Origin of the sequence: Candidatus Cryosericum hinesii (genome assembly GCF_003570985.1) — a bacterium.
Classification (GTDB): domain Bacteria; phylum Caldisericota; class Caldisericia; order Cryosericales; family Cryosericaceae; genus Cryosericum; species Cryosericum hinesii.
Genome location: NZ_QXIW01000031.1, coordinates 25,384 through 43,539 on the forward strand (window position 1 = coordinate 25,384; position 18,156 = coordinate 43,539).

At 58.3% G+C, this 18,156-nt stretch carries 15 protein-coding genes; 10 read left to right on the forward strand and 5 right to left on the reverse strand.

Translation table 11 applies throughout. The annotated features are described in order from the left end of the window. Positions 1-56 precede the first annotated feature (56 nt). From SMC3_RS06705 to SMC3_RS06720, 4 genes are all read right to left on the reverse strand, one after another. The gene (locus SMC3_RS06705; protein ID WP_119087863.1) at positions 57-1,118 is read right to left on the reverse strand and encodes a WD40/YVTN/BNR-like repeat-containing protein; all 1,062 of its coding nucleotides are present in this window, start codon (positions 1,116-1,118) and stop codon (positions 57-59) included. A gap of 204 nt (positions 1,119-1,322) precedes the next feature. Continuing rightward, on the reverse strand, positions 1,323-2,069 hold the full coding sequence (gpmA, locus tag SMC3_RS06710; protein WP_119089956.1) for a 2,3-diphosphoglycerate-dependent phosphoglycerate mutase: 747 nt from the start codon (positions 2,067-2,069) through the stop codon (positions 1,323-1,325). Between the two features lie 87 nt (positions 2,070-2,156). Continuing rightward, the gene (locus SMC3_RS06715; protein WP_119088236.1) at positions 2,157-2,687 is read right to left on the reverse strand and encodes an ECF transporter S component; all 531 of its coding nucleotides are present in this window, start codon (positions 2,685-2,687) and stop codon (positions 2,157-2,159) included. Positions 2,688-2,759: 72 nt separating this feature from the next. Then, positions 2,760-3,407: a hypothetical protein gene (locus tag SMC3_RS06720; RefSeq protein ID WP_119088235.1), complete on the reverse strand. Its 648-nt coding sequence runs from the start codon at positions 3,405-3,407 to the stop codon at positions 2,760-2,762. A gap of 281 nt (positions 3,408-3,688) precedes the next feature. On the opposite strand from SMC3_RS06720, the gene SMC3_RS06725 reads away from it, so the two are divergent. The 4 genes from SMC3_RS06725 (at position 3,689) to SMC3_RS06740 (ending at position 6,848) form a co-directional block, all read left to right on the forward strand. Further along, complete coding sequence (locus tag SMC3_RS06725; RefSeq protein WP_119089957.1) at positions 3,689-3,895, forward strand: cold-shock protein; 207 nt, start codon at positions 3,689-3,691, stop codon at positions 3,893-3,895. A 148-nt stretch (positions 3,896-4,043) separates the two neighbouring features. Then, entirely contained in the window at positions 4,044-5,558 is a 1,515-nt protein-coding gene (locus SMC3_RS06730) for a carboxypeptidase M32 (RefSeq protein ID WP_119088234.1), read from the forward strand. Between the two features lie 196 nt (positions 5,559-5,754). After that, on the forward strand, positions 5,755-5,958 hold the full coding sequence (locus tag SMC3_RS06735; RefSeq protein ID WP_207798757.1) for a cold shock domain-containing protein: 204 nt from the start codon (positions 5,755-5,757) through the stop codon (positions 5,956-5,958). A gap of 122 nt (positions 5,959-6,080) precedes the next feature. Further along, positions 6,081-6,848, forward strand: a complete 768-nt coding sequence (locus SMC3_RS06740) for a MerR family transcriptional regulator (RefSeq protein ID WP_119088233.1) — start codon at positions 6,081-6,083, stop codon at positions 6,846-6,848. A 77-nt stretch (positions 6,849-6,925) separates the two neighbouring features. Here SMC3_RS06740 and SMC3_RS06745 read toward each other — a convergent pair whose 3' ends face one another. Beyond that, complete coding sequence (locus SMC3_RS06745) at positions 6,926-9,421, reverse strand: FAD-dependent oxidoreductase (protein ID WP_119088232.1); 2,496 nt, start codon at positions 9,419-9,421, stop codon at positions 6,926-6,928. Between the two features lie 265 nt (positions 9,422-9,686). Between SMC3_RS06745 and SMC3_RS06750 the strand changes: the two genes are divergently transcribed. The 6 genes from SMC3_RS06750 to SMC3_RS06775 all read left to right on the forward strand — a co-directional run bounded on the left by SMC3_RS06750 (position 9,687) and on the right by SMC3_RS06775 (position 17,959). Beyond that, positions 9,687-10,712 carry a tocopherol cyclase family protein gene (locus tag SMC3_RS06750; protein ID WP_119088231.1) on the forward strand — a complete coding sequence of 342 codons (1,026 nt, stop codon included), beginning with the start codon at positions 9,687-9,689 and terminating at the stop codon, positions 10,710-10,712. A gap of 281 nt (positions 10,713-10,993) precedes the next feature. Further along, positions 10,994-12,229, forward strand: a complete 1,236-nt coding sequence (trpB, locus tag SMC3_RS06755) for a tryptophan synthase subunit beta (RefSeq protein WP_119088230.1) — start codon at positions 10,994-10,996, stop codon at positions 12,227-12,229. Positions 12,230-12,334: 105 nt separating this feature from the next. Further along, positions 12,335-13,153 (forward strand): toast rack family protein, encoded by an 819-nt coding sequence (locus SMC3_RS06760; RefSeq protein WP_119088229.1) that lies wholly within the window; start codon positions 12,335-12,337, stop codon positions 13,151-13,153. A gap of 248 nt (positions 13,154-13,401) precedes the next feature. Further along, the gene (locus SMC3_RS06765) at positions 13,402-13,974 is read left to right on the forward strand and encodes a nucleotidyltransferase domain-containing protein (RefSeq protein WP_119088228.1); all 573 of its coding nucleotides are present in this window, start codon (positions 13,402-13,404) and stop codon (positions 13,972-13,974) included. Between the two features lie 277 nt (positions 13,975-14,251). Beyond that, positions 14,252-15,850 carry an alpha-glucan family phosphorylase gene (gene glgP, locus SMC3_RS06770; RefSeq protein ID WP_119088227.1) on the forward strand — a complete coding sequence of 533 codons (1,599 nt, stop codon included), beginning with the start codon at positions 14,252-14,254 and terminating at the stop codon, positions 15,848-15,850. Between the two features lie 99 nt (positions 15,851-15,949). Further along, positions 15,950-17,959: an alpha amylase gene (locus tag SMC3_RS06775; RefSeq protein ID WP_119089958.1), complete on the forward strand. Its 2,010-nt coding sequence runs from the start codon at positions 15,950-15,952 to the stop codon at positions 17,957-17,959. Positions 17,960-18,156 lie beyond the last annotated feature (197 nt).

The following is an 18,156-nucleotide window of genomic DNA, read 5'->3' on the forward strand; positions in this document are numbered from 1 at the left end:
TCGGGGTGACAGGAGTCCAACTACGCGAAGAGTTATTGCTAGATGTTCAGAGGTTGCTATGGGTTGCTAGTGTTCACCGGTACCCACGTCGCTCCGCCATCCGTTGTCGTGAAGATCTTGCCATTCTCGTCCAGGCCCCAGCCGGTCGTGGCATCGATGAAAGAATAGGTCCTGACATCCGGATTGTTCGAAGCAGGGCCCAACGTCCAGGTGCCGCCACCGTCGGTGGTGCGGTACGACTGCATCATGTGTTTGCCGTCCTCCACAAAATCCAGCATGACAACACCAGTCTTCTTCTGTTCTCCAAAGAACACGGGAGGATACGCGTCGGCGTAGTAATTATTTGCAGGGGACAAGTTCTTATATGTAGCAGGGACAGGCAATGACCATAGCTTCCACGTTGTGCCACCGTCCGTCGTCTTAAACATCAACACAAACGTGTATGCACTATAGGAGCACGTCACAAATCCGGTTTCAGGCGTAGAGAACGTCATGCCGGTTGGATAGCCCGCTATTCCGTTCATCGTTCCGGCTGCATCCGTTATGCCTGTGATATCCCGGACAAAGGAGAAGGTCTTGCCACCGTCGGTCGTCCGGTACAGTGATTTTGCCATCTGTCCAGCCCCGGGTGTCCCAGTGATCATGAGGTAGCCGTTCGACGCGTCGGCGAAGCTGATCTTGACGCCGCCGATGTCACCTTTTTCCCAATCCAGCTTGGTAACGATATTGGTACTGTCCCAGGTCGAACCCTTGTCACTCGTATGGTAGACCACGATCTGTGGCTGATTGTCGGTGCCGGCATTGGTTGCCACGAACGCCGTCTGCCCGTCAAAAAAGCAAGTACCAATCGTCGCGGGGACCTGAACAGGGAGGGGCGTCTGAGAGATCGAAACGTCGGCCCATGTAGCTCCACCGTTTGCAGTCCTCAGGATTTGGCCATTTGTGCTTAGTGCCCACCCGGTGTTCTTATCTATCAACGTAATCTGTGAGAAGCTCTGAGGCTGGGTCATAAGGGCTGCTCGTTTTGGCTTGGCGACAGCTGCCACGATCACGATCGCCACCGCCAGAACAGCTACTGCGAAAACAACAACCGCAGTCCTTGTTCTCCTATTGAGCATAATCGCCTCCAGGTGTCTGTCGGAAGTCCGTTTGCATGGTGTCGGTCACCGGACATGTCACGTAAATCTACCTATACGACCTATCTAAGACGTCGCATCGCCTCGCGAAGTTCCCGATCATGCACACGATATGGGGGATAGCAGTCTTCGCAGGCACGACAACCAGGACAGAGGGTCGTTGTATGAGAGCAGGCGCTGGTCCAGTTACGTGACCTTTGCCTGGTTTGCGACAGCGGCAGCAGCTCGTGCTGCAGCCTCAGGGTCGCCGAGATAGGCATGGCTGATCGGCTTGAGGTGCTCGTCCAGTTCGTACACGAGAGGGATGCCCGTCGGGATGTTCAGGTCGACGATGGCGTCATCGCTGATGCCGTCGAGGTACTTCACGAGAGCGCGGATCGAGTTGCCATGGGCGACGACGATGATCTTCCGACCGGCCTTCACCGAAGGCGCGATCGTTTCTTCCCAGTACGGGACGAACCGGGCGACGGTGTCCTTGAGACACTCGGTCAGCGGCAAGTCGTCTTCGGGCACATCAGCATAGCGCGGATCATGTCCCGGCCAGCGATCGTCTGTCTTGAGCAGAGCGGGCGGCTGCGTGCTGTAGCTGCGGCGCCACAGTTTGACCTGTGCGTCACCATATTTCTGCGCCGTCTCAGCCTTGTTGAGCCCTTGCAGGGCTCCGTAGTGACGTTCGTTGAGGCGCCAGCTGCGGACCTGCGGGATCCACATGAGGTCCATCTCGTCGAGGGCGATCCACAGCGTGCGGATGGCCCGCTTGAGGACCGAGATGTATGCCAGGTCGAAGGTGAACCCACTCTCCTTCAGGAGCCTTCCTGCATCGTGTGCCTCGACGATTCCCTTCTCGGACAGATCGACGTCGGTCCAGCCGGTAAATCGGTTCTCTTTGTTCCACGTGCTTTCGCCGTGCCGGAGTAATACTATTTTGTACATGTATCTCCTCCTCGGAAGATTAATTCTCCTTCAGCATATCGCATGCAACGGGGACATCGTGAAATGTGTGTGGAGACCCGGATCCCGTCAGCGGTCTGCAATCGACCGCTCGAGGCGTCCGCGCGCGAGAAGGAGCGGGATGACCACGATCTGTACGGCGATGCCGGGAAGGCCCGTCACGATGCTGGTGAGGACGTAGGTGACAGGTTCAGCTTTCAGGCCAATAGATGGTCCCAGCAGGGCAACTGCAAGACCCAATGCGATTCTGCCGGCAGCCATTGCAAGAAGGAGTGACCAGAGAGGCGCGAGTTTCCAGTGACGGTGGGCAAACCCGGCGACCAGACCGTAGATGGCCAGTTCGACGACCATGGGGGGCAGGATGGCGACCGGGGGCATGCCCGTCATGAGTGTGCTGAGCAAGGGGGTGGCGATGCCGAGGAATGTTCCAGCAACGGGACCCAGCAGCAGTCCACCCAGCAGGACGGCATAGTGCATTGGCAGGAACATCTGGCCGCCCGCCGCTCCGAACAGGGAATGAAAAATCAGGGGCAGCAGCAGTCCCACCGCCAGCAACAAGCCGGTCGTCGTCAGGGTTCGCACAGGAAAGCGTCGTGTCATTGGTACCTCGATGTCCAGCAGGATGGATGCCCTTCACTATAAGAATAGCTCCGGCGACTGTCAACTTCTGTTCTAAGAATGCTGGGTGATGTCGTCCTGAGAGTCGACCTGCTGGACAGGGGGTTGTGAAGGAGCAGGCGTATTCTGCGGGCGCGACGGAGGTGGAGAAACCTGTCTGCGGCTGCCGTTCATCGACATAATGTACAGGGCTACTCCACCGGCGATCAGGAGGACGGGTACTACAATACGGCTCGCCATACCAAGATGGAACCCTCCGATGCCGAGGACGACTTCGAAAAAGAGACCGAAGGCGACAAACAGAACGAACGCAGTCTGCATAGTCTTCTCACCCCTGTGGACCTCTGTTTCGTTGCCGGCGCGTTTGCCCCACAGATACTGACCGAGACCAATACTGCCTGGAAACAGGAGCGCCCACGCATATGCCCAGCTCTGCCATTGTCCCGTGATGTTCTGGACGAAGAGGATAATGCCCGTTACGGCGACGATGCTGCCAAAGGTGACCAGGCCTTCGTTGCTCCGGTGTGTATCCCGGAAACCGAGAGCCATGATGAGTCCGCCGGGGACAATGACCCAGAAGGGCCACAGCCAGAATCCCAGGTCGATGTGAATGAATCTGGCGACCAGGATCCAGGCACCCACGGCTAGAAGCAAGAGTCCAAGGGCTCTCGTATTACGTTCGTGCTGTTCACTGTTGTTCATCTCGTACCCCCTTGTGCAGGCTGCAAAAAGACCCGGGCTCAGGATCGTCATAAAGGGTGAGCTGGGTCATGCACTGTTCACTTCGCATACGGTAAGCAGGCTGATCAGGTTACAACGGGGTTTCCGCCTGCGCTGCCACAAGGGCTGAAGGCGAGATGAGGAGTGACGCGATCAAGTGAACTGTTTCGCATTGCCTCAGAGGTATTGACGTGTTTTTTTTGAAATTGTATACTTCTTAGTGGCAAGATAAGACATGCCACAATTGTGTATGGAGGTCATCAGTGCTTACAGGTAAGGTAAAGTGGTTCAATGCAGAGAAGGGCTATGGTTTCATCACTCGTGACGACGGCGACAAGGACGTTTTTGTCCACTACAGTGCAATCATCGGCTCTGGCTTCAAGGCCCTCAAGGAGGGCGACCTTGTGGAGTTCGAGGTTGTGCAGGGCGACAAGGGCCCGCAGGCGAAGGACGTCCAGGTCAAGGCCTGATCACTGACACCTGAACCCAATCGAGTCCCCGGCGCATGCCGGGGACTTTTCATTTTGCAGCCCGATAGTACGGATACCGATTGACATGGGTTTGCACCGCTCATATGCTATGTTGTGTTGGATGACATGCAGTGGGGAGAATGACACAATGGACATCAGGGAATTCTACGATTACTGCAAGGAGATCGCGAGCTACACCAGTGCGGCGGCGCTTGTCGAATGGGACATGAGGACCAAGATGCCTCCAAAGGCGGCACCAGACCGGTCGATGGTGGCAGGGAAGCTGGGGAGGACTGCTTTCGAGATGTCGACGTCTCCGCGGATGGCTGCCTTTGTTGAGTACTTCAACAGGCCCGTAGTCGACCGGCAACTCAGCGAGGTCGACCGGAGAAACGTGGAGCTCGAGACAAAGCAGTATCGGAAGATCTCAGCCATCCCTCCCGATAAGTACGAGAAGTTCACGGTGGCTTGCTCGAAAGGCGAGTACGCATGGCAGGAGGCAAAAGCCAAGTCCGATTTCGCGATGTTCCGTCCTTACCTCGAGGAAATCGTCGCGTACCAGAAGGAGTTTATCGAGTACTGCGGCTACGAGAAGAACAGGTACGACGTGCTGCTGGACGACTATGAGCCTTCCGTCACGACCGAAGACCTCAGGGTTATCATCGACGGCCTCAAGTCCGAGCTGGTGCCATTCATAAGACAATTGCAGGAAGAAGGAAAGCGACCCGACACCTCGTTCCTCAAAGGAACGTTCGACAAGGCCACTCAGGAACAACTGTCGCTGGATATTCTGAAGGCCATGACCTATGATTTCGACGCCGGCCGGATCGACGAGACGGCGCATCCTTTCACCACAGGCATTGGGTTCGGCGACGTCCGCGTGACGACCCACTACTACGAAGACAACGTCGCCTCAGCACTCTTCTCGACGATGCACGAGGGAGGGCATGCCCTTTATGGACAGGGCATTTCTGAGGAGTACCGATGGATGCCCATCCACAAGGGGGCTTCCATGGGCATTCACGAGTCACAATCCAGGACCTGGGAGAACCTTGTCGGTCGTTCGGAAGCGTTCTGGAAGTACTACTATCCACGTTTTCAGAGCCGCTTTGCACAGTTTGAGGGTGTCCCTGTCGAGGACTTCTATCGGGCGATCAACGTCGCCGAACCATCGCTCATACGGACCGAGGCGGACGAGGTCACGTACAACCTGCATGTGATGCTCCGTTTCGAGATCGAGGAAGCTCTGATCAACGGGAAAGTCGAGGTGGCCGACCTTCCAGACCTCTGGAATGCCAAGATGAAAGAGTATCTCGGCGTCGAGGTTCCCGATGATGCCCACGGCGTCCTCCAAGACGTCCACTGGTCGGGGGGCCTGTTTGGATACTTCCCGTCGTACATGCTCGGGAATCTTTACGCTGCGCAATTCTTTGCCACGGCCAGGCAGGAGATCCCGGATCTCGACGGACAGATCGCGGCAGGTCACCTTGACATGTTGCGTGAATGGCAGCGGTCCAAGATTCACCAGTACGGCGCCCTGTACGATCCAAAGGATCTTGTCGTGCGGGTGACTGGCAAGCCGCTGGACTACCATTACTTCATGAGTGAGGTGAAAGAGAAGTATTCCAGGATCTACGGGATCGTGCCGTCGGAGAGCAAGTAGGGGGCAACGAGGGTCCTTCCTGACCACGCGCTGGATTCACATTCAGTCGCTCCTGCATTCACTGGAATAACACACGAAATAGCGATAAGAAGACAACATGAATGTATATGTTGCAACATGGCCCTTGTATTGGGGAAGTTACTTCATATACTGCTCTATGGCAAGATAGTACATGCCAAGTTTTATGGAGGTTTCAGTGCTTACAGGCAAAGTCAAGTGGTTCAATGCAGAGAAGGGTTATGGTTTCATCACTCGTGACGACGGCGACAAGGACGTTTTTGTCCACTACAGCGCCATCCTCGGTTCAGGTTTCAAGTCGCTGAAGGAAGGCGACGCGGTCGAATTTGAAGTCGTGCAAGGCGACAAGGGTCCGCAGGCCAAGGACGTTACGATCAAGTAGTCTTCCCCCTATACTGAACCCAATCAGCCCCCAGCGTAAGCTGGGGGCTTTCGTTTGTCCTACCCTCTTGACTATGACGCAACGTCATGGTATATGCTGCCATGGTACGGAAAGGAGCAAGGATGACCTACACGATAGGGAAGGTGGCGGATATGGCCCATGTGAGCGTGCGCACGCTTCACTACTATGATGCCATCGACCTGCTCAACCCTTCGTACGAGACAGCTTCCGGATACAGACTCTATGCCGATAGTGACCTGGAGTCGCTGCAACAGATCCTCTTCTTCCGCTCACTCGGGTTCCCGCTCGCCCAGATCAAGGCGATCGTGAAGAGCCCGACGTTCGACCGGCGCGAAGCGCTCGAGGCACACCGCACAGCACTGCTTGAGCGGCGCAAGGCTGTCGAAAGGCTCCTTGCAGCAGTCGGTTGCACCATAGAAGCCATGGACAAAGGAGAAACAATGGACACGACGACAATGTTTGACGCGTTCGACGAACGCGCTCTGGAGGAACATCGGACGAAGTACGCAGACGAGGCGAAGCAGCGGTGGGGCACGACGGATGCCTATGTGGAATCCCAGAGACGTACGTCGAAGTATACGAAGGAAAACTGGAAGCGCATCCAGCAGGAAGGTGCAGAGATCAGAGAAGGCTTGGCGGCTCTCATGGGCCGCAGTCCCTCCGACCCGGGCGTACAGGCTCTGGTGAAGCTCTTTCACGAGTACATGAACAGCAACTTCTACGCCTGCTCGTTCGAGATGCTGTCCGGTCTCGGTGACATGTATGTGAGCGACCCTCGCTTCACTGCGACATACGACAAAGTAAAACCAGGACTGGCCCTGTTCATCCGTGACGCTATCAAGATCTACTGCACGGCCAACGGCGCGTAGGATCGACGAAGCGCTGGACCAATAACGATCGCCCCGGCTGTATACCGGGGCGATCGTTGCTCCAATGAAAGAGTAAGCTAGATGAAGAAGTTGATATGACCCTGGTCAGCGTCGCCCAGCATGGTCGCGACGCCACCTTCTTCGATGCCGTCGATCAGCTCTTCGCGGTGGATACCCATCAGGTTCATGGACATCGTGCAGGCGATGAACTTGCCCCCGCCGTCGAGGACAGACCGCATCATTGCCTCTACAGGCGTCACGTTGTACTTTTTCATGAGGCCAAGGATCATGCCGGTGCCCATACCCATCATGTGCATCTTACTCAGAATGAGGTGTGTGGCGCCACGTGGCATCATCATGCCGAACATCTTCTCGATGAACGTCTTCTTGATGCGCACGTTCTCGTCCTTGCGAAGGACGTTGAGTCCCCAGAAGGTGAAGAACATACTGACTTTCTTGCCCATGGCCTGAGCGCCGTTCGCGATGATGAACGCCGCGATGACCTTGTCCAGGTCGTTACTGAACACGATGATGGTCGCGTGGTCGTCCGCCTTGCCTGGGACGACAACGACTCCTGCTGTGGCGGCAGCCTGAAGAGGCTTCCGCAGTGTCGCCGTAACTAGCTTTCCACGCTGGCGGTCCACCACTTCCAGGCCCTGTGCCTGGGCAAAGGCTGCAACGTCGGCGTAGAACCCGGGATCCGAAGCCGTGATCTTGATCAGGTCACCAGGCCCTGTCTGTGCCAGTGCTTCTTTCAGTTTGAGCAGCGGCCCCGGGCACTGAAGGCCACAGGCATCGATCTCGACGGTTTTGGCCGAAGCTGGGGCGCGTGGTGCCAGCAATTCTGTCTTTGTAGCGCACGGCCCGCCCGTGCAGGTCTGCTGATCGTCCGCTTCGCGTTCGAGCCGTGTCGGCTGTTCTTCGATACCGTGTGTCACAGAAGCCTCCCAGCTTGTATAGCCACCGGTCAGGTTGGCGACCTGGAACCCGTTCTGGACCAGGATTCTCTGCGCAACGTACCCACGCAGGCCTGCCTTGCAGTAGGTAAGGATGATCTTTGCTCCCGTGGGCAACTCGCCGATACGGTTGCGCAGTTCGGGAAGTGGAATGGTCAGTGCGTCGGGAATGATGCCACAGGACGTCTCTTCCGGTTCACGCACGTCCAGGAGAATCGCACCTTTGGCGAGCTCTTCGGCAAGATGGTCAGGTGTCACGACGGGTGCCAGGTTCTCGAGGTCGTTCTGGGCCACAAAGCCCGCCATGTTCACTGGATCCTTGGCACTGCCATAAGGTGGAGCATAGGCAAGCTCGAGGTCAGTGAGGTCGTCGACGGTAGCGCCCAGACGCATGGCTGTGGCCAGGACGTCGATGCGTTTGTCCACGCCGTCGTAGCCGGCGGCCTGAGCGCCGAACAACTTGCCCTCGGGGCTGTAGAGCAGTTTGATATGGACTGGCGTGCTCCCCGGGTAGTATCCGGCGTGTGAACCCGGATGGATGGTGATGGACCGGAAAGGGATACCCATTTTTGTCAACAGAGCCGCGCTGGCGCCGGTGGCTCCTGCTGCCAGGTCGAAGACTTTGACGATCGACGTGCCCTGTGTTCCTTCGTAGATATCATCTCTGCCGACGATGTTGTTGGCAGCGATGCGTGCCTGCCGGTTCGCCGGGCCTGCCAGCGGGATGAGCGCCTTGCTCTTCGTGACGAAGTGTTCGACCTCGATGACGTCACCGATGGCATAGATATCGGGGTCACTGGTGCGGAGGTGCTCGTCCACCAGGACGCCGTGGGAGGTGCCGATCGTAAGTCCAGCGTGTTCGGCTGTCTGCGTGTTTGGTCGTACGCCGATGGCGAGGATGACCATATCTGCTGCAAGCTGTGTCCCGCTGGTCAGGGTTACCGTCAGTGTGCTGTCCACGTTCTTCGCAAACGACTTGACTCCATCACCCAGGTGCAGGTCGACACCATGCATCTGCAGTTCCTGATGAGCGTAGGCGGCGATGTCGGGGTCGAGGAACGCCAGTACCTGCGGCAGCATCTCGACCAGTGCGACGTCGACTTTCTGCTCCCTCAGGTTCTCTGCGACTTCGACGCCGATGAAACCCCCTCCGACGACGACAGCTTTCCTGGCACCAGCATGGACGGCCTGGATGATACGGTCCATATCAGGGATGGTCCAGAGCGAATAGATGCCCTCACTGTCGATGCCTGAGATGGGTGGGCGCAGGGGAGAGCCGCCGGGAGACAGGATGAGCTTGTCATATCGGTCGGTCGTCTCGGTGCCGGTGGCGAGTTCTTTTACAGTGACCGTGTGTGCCTGCCGATCAATACTGGTTACCTCATGCCCCGTCAGGAAGTCGATATTGAAACGCTCCTTCATTGACGCAGGTGTCTGGACAAGCAGCTGGCTGCGATCTGTAATGACATTGCCTATGTGATAGGGAAGCCCGCAATTGGCGAAACTGATGTAGTCTCCCTTTTCGTAAACGACGATCTCCGCCTTCTCGTCGAGGCGGCGCAGGCGCGCTGCAGCTGAAGCTCCCCCGGCGTTTCCACCAACAATGATGACTCTCACGTATTCCTCCTGTTTCCTTGTGTTCTTCGTCACATAACCTCAATACCGTCACGCACATACCAGGATTCCATGAAACAATACTCAATAAGTTTGTGACCATATATCACAAAGTCAATGCTACAAATTGACAACAACGTGTGGGCGCACAATAGGCTCTTGTATGAGGGAGTCGCCTTTGCCATACTGAAGTCATGACAGAGAACAGCATGGGCAAAGTATTTGTGCACACAGGTCAACCGTTTTATGGCCGAGAAGAATTGTTCGCATGACGCACCTTGACATCGTCTGGCATCCTGAGATGTTCCACGGCCGCGGATGGCGACCCAGCGGATTTGACGGGTGGTATTTCAAGGTCGTCGACCCCTCCGAGCGGCACGTGTGGGCAATCATACCGGGCATCTGGATGGACCGCGACCCGGCCAAGCAGTACTGCTTCATCCAGTTCCTCGATGGACGGACAGGCCACACGACGATGCACCGCTATCCTGCCCAGCAATTCTGGTCCTCGCGCGACCGCTTCGACATCACGGTCGGCCAAAGCCGCTTCAGCCTGACATCCATGCACGTGGACATCGATGATCCGGACCTGCACCTGAAAGGAGACCTGCAATTCTCACAATCGCAAGGGTGGCCGATTCGCCCGTGGGCACCAGGGGCTATGGGGCCTTTTGCTTTCCTGCCGTTTCTCGAGGGGTATCACGCCGTTACGAACGTCGACCCTCGCATCGTCGGTTCTCTCTCCGAGGGCGGCGATGAGATGGACTTTACCGGAGGGCGGGCCTACATGGAGCGGGACTGGGGCAGTGCGTTCCCGCGTGCCTGGGTGTGGACGCAGTCCAACCATTTCGACGAGGATCATGTCTGCCTGACCGCTTCGATCGCGGACATCCCGCTGGCGGGCAGACTTCTTCGCGGGTTCATCGTCGGGTTCCTCTTCGGGGGCGTGTTCTACCAGTGGGCGACATGGAACGGGTCACGACTGGCGCACTTCGCGTATGATGACCAGCGTGCCGAGTTCACAGTCGTCAACGGGAAACACATCCTGGAAGTCTGGAGCGGCGGACGGAGCGGGATGGGCCAGGTGTTCGCACCACGGGCCGGGGCCATGACGAAGATGCTGGTCGAAGAACTGAATGCTGTCGTGCAGGTTCGCCTGATCGAGCGACACGTGCATGGAGACGTCCTGTTGTTCGAGGGCCGTGGGCGCAACGGAGGACTCGAGATCAGTGGCGACATGCCTGTTCTCGCAGGTGGCGCTGAAACGGAGCGACTCTCGACCAGGCCTGTCTAGCGACCGCAGGGTCTATAGGCCGGAACAGGTTGCTCATTCACATGTCGTCCTTGCAGCGTCGCCCGTTTTCACTAGAATCATCGTACAGGTCATGAATAGCGCACAGAGAACGGCCCTTCATACATTTTGCTGGTGGTGGACAGAGCTACATATGTCGCCCGGGGACCTGTGTGCGCTGACTGACTAGCGTCCATATCTTTATATACCTCTACCCTCCGGGCGACCGGAGGGTTTTTCGTTTTCTGTGCCCGACCTGAATCCAGCACAAGGAGAAACACCATATGAATACACTACCTCTGCACGCAGATGCAAACGGATACTTTGGGGCCTACGGAGGACAGTACGTCCCGCCTCAGCTCAAGACGATCCTGGACCGGCTGGATACCGCCTTTCAAGAGGCTGTCAATGATCCAGCCTTCACTGGTGAGATGGATCGGCTGCTCCGTGACTACGTCGGCCGTCCCTCGCCATTGTATCGAGCCGATCGCCTGACCGCGTACGCAGCAGGCGCGCGTATCTACCTGAAACGTGAGGATCTCAACCACACGGGCGCACACAAGATCAACAACACTATTGGCCAGGGGCTGCTGGCCCGTCGCATGGGAGCGTCCAGGCTCATTGCCGAGACCGGCGCTGGCCAGCATGGAGTGGCGACCGCCACGGTTGCAGCGCTGCTCGGGATGGGTTGCGACATCTACATGGGAGCAGAGGACATGCGCAGACAGCATCTCAACGTGGTGCGCATGGAACTGCTGGGCGCCTGCGTCCATAGCGTGACCGACGGCTTGGCCACACTCAAGGACGCCGTGGACGCTGCGCTCGGTGCATGGGCCACTGACCCGGAAGCGTCGTTCTACCTGCTCGGATCGGCTGTCGGGCCACACCCATACCCTGAGGTCGTGCGCACCTTCCAGTCAGTCATCGGACGTGAGGCGCGCGCTCAGGCGCTTCAAGCCGAAGGCAGACTGCCCGACGCCCTCGTCGCATGCGTCGGCGGAGGCAGCAACGCGATCGGCCTGTTTGCCGACTTCCTCGAGAACGAAGACGTCGCACTGGTGGGTGTCGAGCCGGCGGGCAAGGGGTTGGCAACCGGCCTTCATGCCGCGACCATGACGGCGGGACATCCCGAGGTCATTCATGGCATGAGGACCTACGTCCTTGCGGACGACAAAGGCAATCCGACGCCTTGCTACTCTGTCGCGGCCGGCCTCGACTACCCGGGCGTCGGCCCCCAGCATGCTGCTCTCAGGGACTGCGGCCGTGCCACCTATGTTACAGCGACCGATACCGAGGCGCTCGAGGCGTTTGTGCTGCTCAGCCATCTCGAAGGTATCGTCCCGGCGCTCGAAAGCTCTCATGCCATAGCGTACGCCCTCCGTCTTGCCTCCACCATGAGACCCGACCAGTTCATCATCGTCAACCTCTCGGGGCGGGGTGACAAGGACGTCGATGAGGTGACGCGACTGCTCGATATCCGGAAAGACGTGGCCGTTGCCCCGGGCGGATGCCCCCTGTAACCTGACGGACGTTGCGACCGTACGCAAGGTGAGAGCAGGACGTGGGTACGAACAAGGGCCCGCCTGCCGCAAGCGGTTGCTCCGCTTTCCTGTGGGAGGTAGTACATGAGAGGATTGGCCATTTTTCTGGTGATCGTGCTCCTGATCGTCGGCGCGATGTACGCAACAAACGCCCTGACCGGCAATGCCTGGTGGGAGCCGAGGACGTGGAACAAACCGACTGCTGGCGACGTCATAACCGATGCCAGGGCTGTGGCCCTGGGGAGTGCGAGCACGGCACTGGTCGAACTGCAGATGGGCGCTGGCCGGGTGACGCTGAATGGCGGAGCTTCTGACCTGATGGATGCGACGTTCACCTACAATGTCACAGCCTGGAAGCCCATCGTCGACTACGTCGTCAACGGAGACGAGGGCCGGCTTCTGGTGCGGCAGCCCAGCGGCACGTACCAGGCCTTCAGTGGCAGCTATCACAATGATTGGGGCATCCACCTGAGCAGTACGATACCCATGGACCTGGACCTCAAGAACGGCGCCGGCAACATGGATATGGACCTGAGCGATACGATGGTGCGCACGCTCACCGTCGACTCAGGAGCGTCCAGCACGACGATCAAGGCTTCTCCAAAAGCCATGACCAGCCTGAACATCAAAGCGGGCGTCGGGTCGGTCAGCATCGACCTCACTGGTGACTGGAAGAACAGCGCAGACGTGCAGGTCAACGGTGGAGTCGGCAGTATCAAGCTGGTGGTTCCCGAGAATATCGGCGTCACCATCAACGCGCAGCGAGGTCTTGGTTCCATCAACGCGAGTGGCTTTACCAGGAATGGCAGCACCTATTACAACGCCGCCTGGGGCACCACGGCCGTCACGTTGAATCTCGACCTGAATATCGGTGTGGGGTCGGTGACGATCACCCAGAAGTAGCAGGTTTTCCTCGTAGGAGACTCAGGCGGGACGCGGGAGACATCTCCTGCGTCCCGCTTTTCCTTTGCTTTTCAGACCATGACATCTGTCCCTTTGTTGCTGTCGTTCCCCCCCGAGTATTTCAGTTCAATACGAGGGGTGCTCTCGGCGAAGACGGGAACCCACTCAGTGTCGGCGACTTCGTGAACTCGCTATACTGAACCGTGTGCTTGTCGCAGACAAGGGACAATCGTCATGGGAGGCCGAATGTGCTCTTCGATACACTGGTAGTGATCGCGCGTGCACTAAACCAGGCTGACGTTCACTGGGGTGTCGGTGCGTCTGTGCTGCTGTACTACCACGGTTTGGTCGACACACCGCACGATATCGATATCATGACCAGCGAGGCAGACGCAGACATGGTTGCCTCGATCCTTGGCGGTCTGGGGAACGAAGTGCTTGGTGATCCCGGCAGAAGCCTGTACTCGACAAGCCGGTTCCTCGAATACGTGGTCGACGAGACGGATGTCGACGTCATGGCCGGATTCGCCATCAAGCACGACAACGGCACCTATCTGTTTCCGTTCGACGACAGGTCTGTCACAATGAGGAAGAGCGTTGACGGCGTGACAATCCCGTTCACGTCGCTGGAAGACTGGTATGTATTCTACCAGCTTATACCGGGCAGGGAGGCCAAGGTGAAGCTGATCGAGGATCATATTCTGAACAGTGGGATTGCAGACCTGTCAGTTCTCGAGCGGGCGCTTGCTTGCGAATTGCCTCTTCATGTTCGCGCACGGATCGAACGACTGATGGCAGCTTGTCGTCGTTTACCGCACTAGAGGCTCGGCCCGATCTGGGGAGCAATGACAACACATGGGCTCCCGCCTGCCCGGGAGTGACGGATTATCAGGCTGCCGCTCGACATCTGCTCGTTGGCACTCTCGGCGATTTCGTGAAGCAGCCGGAGGTGGGGGGCATGGCAATCCGGCGATGCTCTGCTATGATGACAGAGTTTTCAGTGTCTGGTGTAAGAAAGGTGTACGCCCTCTTCCTGCCGGGATTACGGTCCCGGTGCCATGGGAGTCGCCACGGAGCCCGGCACAACGGAGGTTTTTGATGGGAACCGGAACGCCCAGAGTAGCCTATTTCTGCATGGAGTTTGGGCTGCACGAGAAACTGCACATCTACGCCGGGGGGCTGGGCATCCTGGCGGGTGATATCCTGAAGGCGGCACACGACACCGGCCAGCCGATGGTCGGGGTTGGTATTCTGTGGCGCCAGGACTACACAGAGCAATTCATCGACGAGTACGACCGCCCGTACGACAGCTACCACGAGTACCGGTACGACTTCCTGGAGGATACGGGCGTCATCGTCACTGTGCCTATCCGCGACGAACAGGTGCGCGTGAAGGTGTGGAAGTGCACCGCCTTTGGCAACGCGCCGCTGTACCTCCTCGATACGTACCTTCCGGACAACCTGGCCTGGAACCTGACGGGGCAGTTGTATGGCTGGTTCGAAGAAGAACGCATCGCACAGGAGATGATCCTCGGCATCGGCGGCGTCCGCGCGCTGCAGGCGCTGGGTATCGACGTGGACATCTACCACTTCAACGACAGTCACGCCGTGTTTGCGGGCGTCGAACTGATCCGCCAGCAGATGACGAAGGACGTGCCCTTTACGGACGCTCTCTTGTCCGTGAAGCAGCACATCGTGTTCACGACGCACACGCCGGTGCCTGCCGGCAACGAGGCGCACAGCCATCGAATCCTGGAATACATGAACTCGTACGACGGTCTCTCCTGCGACCAGATCGTCCAGCTGGGTGGCGACCCGTTCAGCATGACGGCTGCGGGGTTGCGCCTGTCCAAAAGGGCAAATGCGGTCTCGCAGCTGCATGGCCACACGGCGCGTGAGATGTGGAAGCTCATCCCCGGAGGCATCGACATTCTGACCATCACGAACGGTGTCCATAACGGTACGTGGCAGGACGACAGCATCCGGAAGGCCCATTCCTCGGAAGGGGACGTGTGGGCGGCTCACACCGCGCTGAAGCGTGCGATGATCGACGACATCGAGCGGCGGAACGGGGTCCGGCTCGACGAGAATGTCCTGACTATAGGGTTTGCCCGCCGCGCTACGCCGTACAAGCGCAGCGATCTCATCTTCTCGAACAGGGAGATCATCGGGGACCTGTTGCGCAACCACAGGATTCAGATCGTACTGTCCGGCAAGGCACACCCCAACGATTTGGCAGGAAAGGCAACCATTACGAACCTCGTACGCATCGCCAGGGAATATCCCAGCAGCGTTGTGTTCCTGCAGGGCTATGACATGGCCATCGGCAAGATGCTGACACGCGGGTGCGACGTCTGGCTCAACAACCCGGTGCGGCCGATGGAAGCGAGCGGCACGTCAGGCATGAAGGCTGCGATGAATGGTGTCCTCAACCTGAGCACGCTCGACGGGTGGTGGCCCGAGGCCTGTGACCATGGCGTCAACGGCTGGCAGTTCAGCGGGGGATACGAGGGGGGCGACTGTGACAGCGTGGACGTTGCTTCGCTGTATCAGGTGCTGACGGGCGATGTCATCCCCACCTATGAGAACCGGCGGGAAGCATGGGTCGGCATGATGCATGCCAGCATCGAAATGGCACAGTGGCGGTTCTCGGCGGCGCGCATGCTGCAGGACTACTACCAGAGGATGTACGCCTGACACCGTCGCTCACCGTGGATGCCTGTCGACGACGGGCGCTGCAGTGATCTTGCGCGGGGACTGGTTCATGCTGCTTCCCATATTCATCGAGGTGTTGAAATGAACCAGAAGCCCGATCGCATCGCAGACGTCGGGGTCGTGCTTGACATCCTCCACAGCAGGAAGGGTGTATGCGAGGCCGGCTGGTTTGTCCCGGAACGCTGGAACCACGCTGCATACACTGGCGGTACGACAGAAGCCGGCAGACCCGGAGAGCTGCGCGTGGACCCGTGCGACTTCTTCGCCGCGTGCATCGAGAAGGCTCTCCGGGAAGGCGGTGCAGCACAGGAGCCTGGAGGACGCAAACGTCTTACCGAGAGTGTCATCTATGGCATACTCGTGCGTTCGTTTACTGCCTGGCCACATCATGACACCGGTGAAGTCTGCTCGGGCACATTCCTGAAGACAATGGCGCTGCTCCCACTCCTCCGGCGGTACGGAGTCGACATCGTCTACCTCCTGCCGGTGTTCAGTTGCAGCGACCGATACAGGAAGGGTCGGCTGGGCAGTCCCTATGCCATCAAGGACATCTACAGGGTCGACGCCGGACTGCATGACCCTTTGCTGGGCGAGGACACGGGTGAACTCCTGGAGACGGAGTTCAGGGCATTTGTCGAACTGTGCCACTGGCTAGGCATGAAGGTAGTTCTGGATTTCGCGTTCCGGACGACCGCACGCGACAGCGTGCTCATCGCCGACCACCCGGACTGGTTCTGCTGGATCAGGAAAGAATGCGCAGCGGGATTCCGGGCTCCCTCGGTGGGTGACGGTACGACCATGCGATGGCTCGACGATGAAATGCTGAGAGAGCTGTACACGTCGCCGCAGACACCCGCATACCTGGCTCAGTTCACATGGTCACCTGATCGTATCGACCCGGACCGCTGGGCAGCGGTGCGAGCGAGCGCCGGTGGCGACCTCCTCGGCGCCATCGAGGACCATTTCGGCATCACGACGACGCCTGGTTTCTCGGATGTCACCAACGACCAGCAACCGCCGTGGACCGATGCCACTTATCTGCGGTTCTACGGTGACAACTCCGCTCAGGTGAGTACGTACGTCACAGATGGCCAGCCTCCGTTTATCATGCAGGACAGCGCTTCACTCAGCCAATACCCGGGAGAAAAACCCAACGAGGAGCTGTGGCGCTACGTTGAGGGTGTGATGCCTCACTATAGGACGCACTTTGGCATCGACGGGGCGCGCATCGACATGGCGAACGCCATGCCGGTCGAACTCAACGTGTCGATGGTCCGGCGCATCCGGGAGGTCGACCCCATGTTCCTCCTCTGGTCCGAGGAACTTCACTGCGGCAAGGGTACGAAGGCGCAAGAAGAGGGGTTCGACCTCATCAGCGGAAGCACCTACTATAACTACAAGAAGGTCCACGACGTTGACTTTAATCGTTCGATCCTGGATGATGGATTCCTCGCCTCACCGATTCCCGTAGCCGCCTCCGTGGAGACGCCCGATACTCCCCGGTCGGCGCTTGTCCACCCGGACGAGGCCTCCCGTCGGCTGGTACTGACCCTCAACAGCTTCATGCCCAACGCTGTCCTGTTCATCAACAGTGGACAAGAACTGCTGGAGGTACAACCCATGAACCTTGGACTGGACAACAGCGAGGGTGGCCGTTTCGTTCTGCCGCCCGGTGACCCGATGGCCGGCCGGCTTGCCTTCTTCGACCCATATTGCCTTCACTGGACGAACGACGACACATCGGTGGAAGCTGTCCTTCGGGAGACACTTCGTCTGCGGCGGCACTACCTGTCCCTTCTCAGCGACCCGGGGAACTTCGTGAAGCAGGAGGAGTCTTCACATCACAGGATCTTGACGATGCTCTGCTATTACGACAGTGTTCATGGCACCGGTCTCATCGTGGCTGCGAATCGCTCGCTGACGACGGACCTGTCGTTTTGCCCTGCACTGGAGCACCCTGCAGCCATGCCGGTCGGAGACAGAGTCGAGGTCGTGTATGGTGCACATGGTCTGTGCAGGCGTTCGATTTCTTCAGCTGACAACATTTTGCTCAGGCCGTGTGAAGCCCTTGTCATAGAGACGGGGACGTAGCAGACAACAGCTCGCTCTTCTTGTCGTTCCCCCGAGCACTTTCTTCCCATGCGAGGGGCGCTCCTGAGGGGTGCTTTCGGCGAAGGCGGGAACCCATATTCTTTTCTGTCGTTCACAATTCGCACATAGTGGAATAGCGGTTCCTGCTATCCTCTACGAAATAACCTCGCATCCGGCAGTAGCGCTGGTGGCGAGGC